General features: G+C 59.4%; 6 protein-coding genes. All 6 read left to right on the forward strand.

The features are described from left to right. The coding region (locus AAAB16_RS04380) for a cytosine permease (RefSeq protein ID WP_340662241.1) at positions 1 to 795 on the forward strand (795 nt) is incomplete at its 5' end. Between the two features lie 342 nt (positions 796 to 1,137). Beyond that, positions 1,138 to 2,193, forward strand: a complete 1,056-nt coding sequence (locus AAAB16_RS04385) for an ABC transporter ATP-binding protein (RefSeq protein WP_340662242.1) — start codon at positions 1,138 to 1,140, stop codon at positions 2,191 to 2,193. Further along, complete coding sequence (locus AAAB16_RS04390; protein ID WP_340662243.1) at positions 2,190 to 3,104, forward strand: ABC transporter permease; 915 nt, start codon at positions 2,190 to 2,192, stop codon at positions 3,102 to 3,104. Before AAAB16_RS04385 ends, AAAB16_RS04390 begins: the two co-directional genes overlap by 4 nt. Continuing rightward, positions 3,101 to 3,889, forward strand: a complete 789-nt coding sequence (locus AAAB16_RS04395) for an ABC transporter permease (RefSeq protein ID WP_340662244.1) — start codon at positions 3,101 to 3,103, stop codon at positions 3,887 to 3,889. The genes AAAB16_RS04390 and AAAB16_RS04395 overlap by 4 nt, the downstream gene beginning before the upstream one ends. A 44-nt stretch (positions 3,890 to 3,933) precedes the next feature. Next, positions 3,934 to 4,980 carry an extracellular solute-binding protein gene (locus tag AAAB16_RS04400; RefSeq protein WP_340662245.1) on the forward strand — a complete coding sequence of 349 codons (1,047 nt, stop codon included), beginning with the start codon at positions 3,934 to 3,936 and terminating at the stop codon, positions 4,978 to 4,980. 143 nt (positions 4,981 to 5,123) lie between these two features. After that, positions 5,124 to 6,155, forward strand: a complete 1,032-nt coding sequence (locus AAAB16_RS04405; RefSeq protein ID WP_340662246.1) for a histone deacetylase family protein — start codon at positions 5,124 to 5,126, stop codon at positions 6,153 to 6,155. The last annotated feature ends 54 nt before the right edge of the window (positions 6,156 to 6,209 follow it).

Here is a 6,209-nt window from a genome sequence, read left to right on the forward strand (position 1 = left end):
GACGCCGGTGTGCCGGGTACGCCAGGATCGTGGGCCTCGCTAATGGCGGTGGCGGCGATTTGGGTAACCTACTTTTCCGCGCTTTACCTGAATTTCTGCGACTTCTCACGCTACGCGCCGAATGAACGCGCACTGACGGTGGGCAATATCTGGGGTCTGCCGATCAACCTGATCCTGTTCTCGTTGGTGGCCGGCGTCACCACCATCGCCGCGTTTAATGTGTACGGCGAAGTGCTGCTGCACCCCGACCAGATTTCCGCCAAATTCGACAGTTGGTTTCTCGCTCTGCTGGCGGCGCTAACCTTTGCCATCGCCACCTTGGGCATTAACGTGGTGGCCAACTTTGTCTCGCCGGCCTTTGACTTTGCCAACGTATTTCCCAAGCACATCAGCTTTAAGCGTGGCGGCTATATCGCTGCGCTGATTGCTTTGGCGCTCTACCCGTTTGCGCCATGGGAAGGCAGTGCGGCGGCGTTTGTCGGCATGGTGGGCAACACCATGGGGCCGATCTTTGGCGTGATGATGGTCGACTACTTTTTGATCCGTCGCGGCTGGTTGAATGTCGACGAGTTGTACCGCGAAGACGGTGAATATCGCTTCCAGGGCGGCTGGCATATCAATGCCCTGATCGCCGCGGGGGTGGGCATCGTGTTCTCCTCGATTTTGCCCGGGCTCACCACCCTGCTGCCGTCCTGGTGGGGCGTCTACGGCTGGTTCTTTGGCGTCGCCATCGCGGGCAGCCTGTACTTCGCCTTGCGCGCCTCCAGCCGCGTGCTCGCGGCCAAGCCTGCTTAACCCTGCAAACACCGTCATTACCGCGCAGGCGGGAATCTAGAGTGTCCCGCCGTACTCTGATCTTCTGGGCCATTCTGGGTCCCCGCCTGCGCGGGGACGACGGTGAAAATAGCCAAATCCTCCACTTTGCCTTGCACCCTCTCCAACCTCAGCTATCTCTTAACTGCGCATTGATGGGGCCACGCCTCTGGATGTGCTGTGCAATAAAGTTGTCCGTATTTATCCCCTTTTGTCCGTTTCTATCGTTCTGCCAGGCCAGGCACGCTGACAGAATCGAAGCAGAGGTTGGCGCGCGCTTCGTATCTATAAAACGCCAACGATAACAATCAGTTAGAGAACTCTATGGGTACTTCCAGCGCGATCAGTATCGAACAGCTCAGCATGGAATTTGGCGCCCCGGGCCAGGGCGTCAAAGCCCTCGACACGGTCTCCCTGGAAATCCAGTCCAACGAATTCTTTACCCTGCTCGGCCCTTCCGGCTGCGGCAAGACCACGCTGCTGCGGCTGATTGCCGGTTTCGAGCAACCCAGCGCCGGCACCATCCGTTTGTATGGCGAAGCCATGCAGGATTTGCCGCCGTTTCGCCGCCCGGTGAATACCGTGTTCCAAAGCTATGCGCTGTTCCCCCATATGACCGTGGCACAGAACATCGCCTTTGGCCTGGAGATGCGCGGCCTGAGCAAAAGTGAAATCAGCGAAACCGTCACGCGCATGCTGGAGCTGGTAAAGCTGCCGGATGTCGGCGCACGGCGCGCCGATCAATTGTCTGGCGGTCAGCAGCAGCGTATTGCCCTGGCCCGCGCCCTAGCCAACCGGCCCAAAGTGTTGCTGCTTGATGAGTCGCTGTCGGCGCTGGACCAGAAGCTGCGCAAGGATATGCAGATCGAGCTCAAGCGTTTGCAGAGCGACACCGGCATCACCTTTATCTTCGTCACCCACGATCAGGAAGAAGCCCTGACCATGTCCGACCGCATTGCGGTGATGAGCAAGGGCCGGGTGCTGCAGGTCGGCACGCCGACAGAAATCTACGAAGCGCCGGTCAATCGCACCGTGGCCGATTTTATTGGCGAGACCAACTTCCTTAATGCCCAAGCTCTGGAAGACGGTGTGCGCCTGAACGACGGCCAATTGCTGGAGGTGTTCAGCGAGCAACGCGGACCGGTGACCTTGGCCATCCGCCCGGAGCGCATCAGCCTGTCTGCCGAGGGGCAGTTGCTCGGCAAAGTGGAAAACGTGGTGTATGTCGGCACCGACACCGTGTACCACTTGAACGTCGCTGGCCAAGGCGGCTTCCGCGTGCGCCAGCAGAACCGCGATGGCGCGCTAAGTGGCTATCAGGTGGGCGACCAAGTGCGCGTGCACGTGCCCGTCGCCGCCATCAAGGTGTTAGTCGAATGAGCACGCCACGGCTGATTGCCGAGCGCCGCCAATTGGGCCGTCGCTTGCTGCTGAGCGCGCCGGCCATGCTCACTCTGTTGGTGTTTATGCTGCTGCCGCTGGGCATTATGTTTGTCGTGTCGATTCTGCAGTCTGGCGACTACGGCGGCGTGAAGTGGGGCGAGTATTCCCTGGAGGCGTACCGCAACTTTTTCTACGAACGCGACCTCGACGAAACCCTGGTGTTTAACACCGACTACCTGGAAATCTTTCAGCGCTCGTTCTGGCTGTCGATTCTGACCACCGCCGGGTGCTTGCTGATCGGCTTTCCCACCGCGCTGTACCTGGCGCTGCAAACCGAGCGTAAACGCAACCTGCTGCTGTTTCTGGTCACCGTGCCGTTCTGGACCAACCTGCTGGTGCGCGCCTACGCCTGGATGTTGCTCCTGCGTAATGGCGGCCTGGTGGATGAAGGCCTGCAAAGCCTGGGCATTACCGAACACGGCCTGGGCCTGCTCTATACCAACAACGCGGTGACCATCGGCCTGCTCTACACCTACCTGCCGTTTATGGTGCTGCCGATTTATACCAGCCTGGAAAAGCTCGACTGGCGTCTGGTGGAAGCGGCCTTCGATTTAGGCGCCAATCGCTTCCAGGCGCTCAAGCGCATCATCGTGCCGCTGGCCATGCCAGGCATCGTCGCTGGCAGCATCTTGGTATTCATCCCTTCGCTGGGTAACTACATCATTCCCGAGCTGTTGGGCGGCGGTAAAACGCTGATGATCGGCAACCTGATTCAACTGCAATTTGGCAGTTCGCATAACTGGCCGCTGGGCGCCGCACTGTCGTTCGCGCTACTGAGCTTCGTGCTGCTGGCCATGTTGGTGTACAGCGTGCGCTTTAAACCCGGCAACGCCGGAGGCCACCCATGAATACGCAAAATCCGCTGTGGCGCTTTGCCGGCATGCGCCCGGCCGCCTGGTTCTTTTTTATCTTTCTCTACCTGCCGATCATTGTGCTGGTGGTGCTGAGCTTTAACGGCGGGCAATCAGCGACCCTGTGGGAAGGCTTTAGCCTGAAGTGGTACAGCGTGGTGGCTAACGATGCCGAGGTGGTACGCGCGGCAAAGAACTCGCTGATTGTCGCCACCCTGGCGACCTTGATCGCCACCTCACTGGCGACCTTGGCGGCGCTGGGCATGCGTGGCCGCGCCTTCCGTGGGCAAACGCTAATGAGCGGTGTGCTCGGCCTGCCGCTGTTGGTGCCGGAGATAGTGACGGCGGTATCGACGCTGATGTTCTTCTCGTTTATCGGCCTCAAGCTGTCGCTGTTCACCATCCTGATTGCCCACGTGGTGTTCTGTATTCCGTTTGCTTACCTGCCGATTCGCGCGCGCCTGGAGGGTATGAACCCCTACCTGCTGGAAGCCGCCGCCGACTTGTACGCCTCGCCGTGGAGGGCGTTCTGGAAGGTGACCTTTCCGCTGCTGAGCCCAGGGATTATTTCCGGGGCCATGTTGGCGTTCATTATTTCCATGGATGACTTCGTCATCACCTACTTTGTCGCTGGCGCCGGGGCCACCACCCTGCCGGTGTACATCTTCAGCTCAATCCGTATGGGCATCTCGCCAAAGATCAACGCGATCTCGTCGATCATTCTGGTGATCTCTATCGCTTTTGTTGCCCTGTCGTACTACGTCGGCCAGCGCAAACGCTGACCGGTTTGCCCACCCTATAACCCAGTCCAGCAAGGAGCTTTGCCATGCACATTCGCACCACCTCGCTCGCGTTGTCGCTGCTATGCGCCCTCGGTGTCGTCAACTCCGCGCAAGCGGCAGGCACCCTGCACTTCGCCAACTGGTCGGACTACTTCCCGCCGGAGCTGCTGAAAAAATTCGAAGCCGACACCGGCATCAAAGCCACCCTCGATGCCTACGACTCCAACGAAACCTTGCTGGCTAAATTGAAAGCCGGTGGTGGCTCCTATGACGTGGTGGTGCCGTCGGACAGCTTTATCGAAATCATGGTCAAAGAAGACCTGCTGCAGAAGTTCGACAAGAGCAAGCTGACTAATCTGGCCAACCTCAAACCCACCTTTAAAACCCTCAGCTACGACCCCGGCCACGACTACAGCGTGCCGTACCTGTGGGGCACCACCGGCTACAGCTACGACAGTGCGCAGGTGCCTGGCGGCAAGCTGGAGGAAAGCTGGAAACCGTTCTTTGAACCGGCGCCAGAACTCAAAGGCAAAGTGGTGGCGTTGAACTCGATTGAAGAGCTGTTTATACCGGCTGCCTACTACCTGGGCGTCGACGAATGCACCGAAGACCCGAAACAAGCGCAGAAAATCCAAGACCTGCTGCTCAAGCAAAAACCCTCGCTGGCCATGTACAACAGCGACGGCACCATTGAGCGTATGGCCGCCGGCGAAGTGGCCATGCATGAGCAGTGGAACGGCGCCTTCCACCGTGCCCAGGCGCAACGCGCAAGCCTGACCTACGTGTACCCGAAAGAAGGCATCCGCGTGTTTATCGACAACCTGGTGATCCCCAAAGACGCCACCAACGTTGCCGAAGCCCACGCCTTTATCAATTGGATGATGGCCCCGGAAAACATCGCCGCCGCCTCCAACTTTGCCAAGTACAACAACGCCATCGAAGGCTCCGACAAGTTTATGGACAAGGAGCTGTTTGAAGACCCGGCCATCAACACCCCAGCCGACAAACTCAGCCTGCTCAAGCCCTTCAAACTCTGCTCGCCCAAAGCCCTGGCCCTGCGCGCCAAGGTCTGGACCAAGCTGAAAAAGTAAGTCCCCACAACGTAGTCCCCTCGTAGGGTGTGCTGTGCGCACCATAGCGCTCGCCAATACAACGCTTGGTGCGTACAGCACACCCTACAGGCCAAAACGAACCTCTATCACAGGTGCGCACTCGCGGACCTGAGGGCATTGCCATGCTAACGATCTACAGCGACGACCATCATCTGCACCACGGCAAGTACGAGCTGATTGGCGGACAATTCACGCCCTGTTTTGAAATGCCCAGCCGCGCCGATATGGTGCTCGACCGTGCCAAGGCCGTGGGCCTGGGTGATATTCATGCGCCGCTGGATTTCGGCCTGGCGCCGATTCGGCGGGTGCACAGCGAAGGCTTTTTGCGCTTTCTGCAAAACGCCTGGAGCGACTGGCAGGCCATCGGCCGCCACCACGATATGCTGCCGATTGCCTGGCCCACCCGGCGCCTGCGCCAAGTGGAACCTACCGCCATCGACGGCCGCCTGGGCTATTACTCCTTTGATGCCGGTGCGCCGATTACCGCCGGCACCTGGCAGGCCATTTTAAGCTCTGCCAATGTCGCCCTCACCGGCCAAGCCGAACTGGCTAAAGGTGCGCGCGGGGTGTTTTCCCTATGCCGGCCCCCCGGCCATCACGCCGCTGCCGACTATATGGGCGGCTACTGCTACCTGAACAACGCCGCTATCGCCGTACAGGCCTTGCTCGACCTCGGCGCCAAGCGCGTGGCCGTGCTGGATGTCGACTACCACCATGGCAACGGTACTCAGGATATTTTCTACGAGCGCGCCGATGTGCTGTTCACCTCCATCCACGGCGACCCGCGTTTTGAGTACCCGTACTTCCTCGGCTTTGCCGATGAAAAAGGCGCGGGCGTGGGTGCCGGTTTTAACGTCAACTACCCGCTGGCCGAGGGCAGTGATTGGTCGGTCTGGAGTTTGGCCTTGGCCGATGCCTGCCGGCAGATACAGGAGTATGCGCCCGATGCGCTGGTAGTTTCCCTGGGCGTGGACACCTACAAGTCTGACCCGATCTCGCAGTTCAAACTCGACAGCCCCGACTACCTGCGCATGGGCGAAACCATTGGCAAGCTGGGGTTACAGACCTTGTTTGTGATGGAAGGCGGCTATGCGGTGGAGGAGATCGGCATCAATGCCGTGAACGTGTTGCAGGGCTTTGAAAGCGTAGCGTAAGCGGCTTCACCCTACGCACTGGCAGGTGGCGACATTGATTCCAGAACCCGTCGT

This window comes from Pseudomonas sp. (genome assembly GCF_037994325.1).
GTDB lineage: Bacteria > Pseudomonadota > Gammaproteobacteria > Pseudomonadales > Pseudomonadaceae > Aquipseudomonas.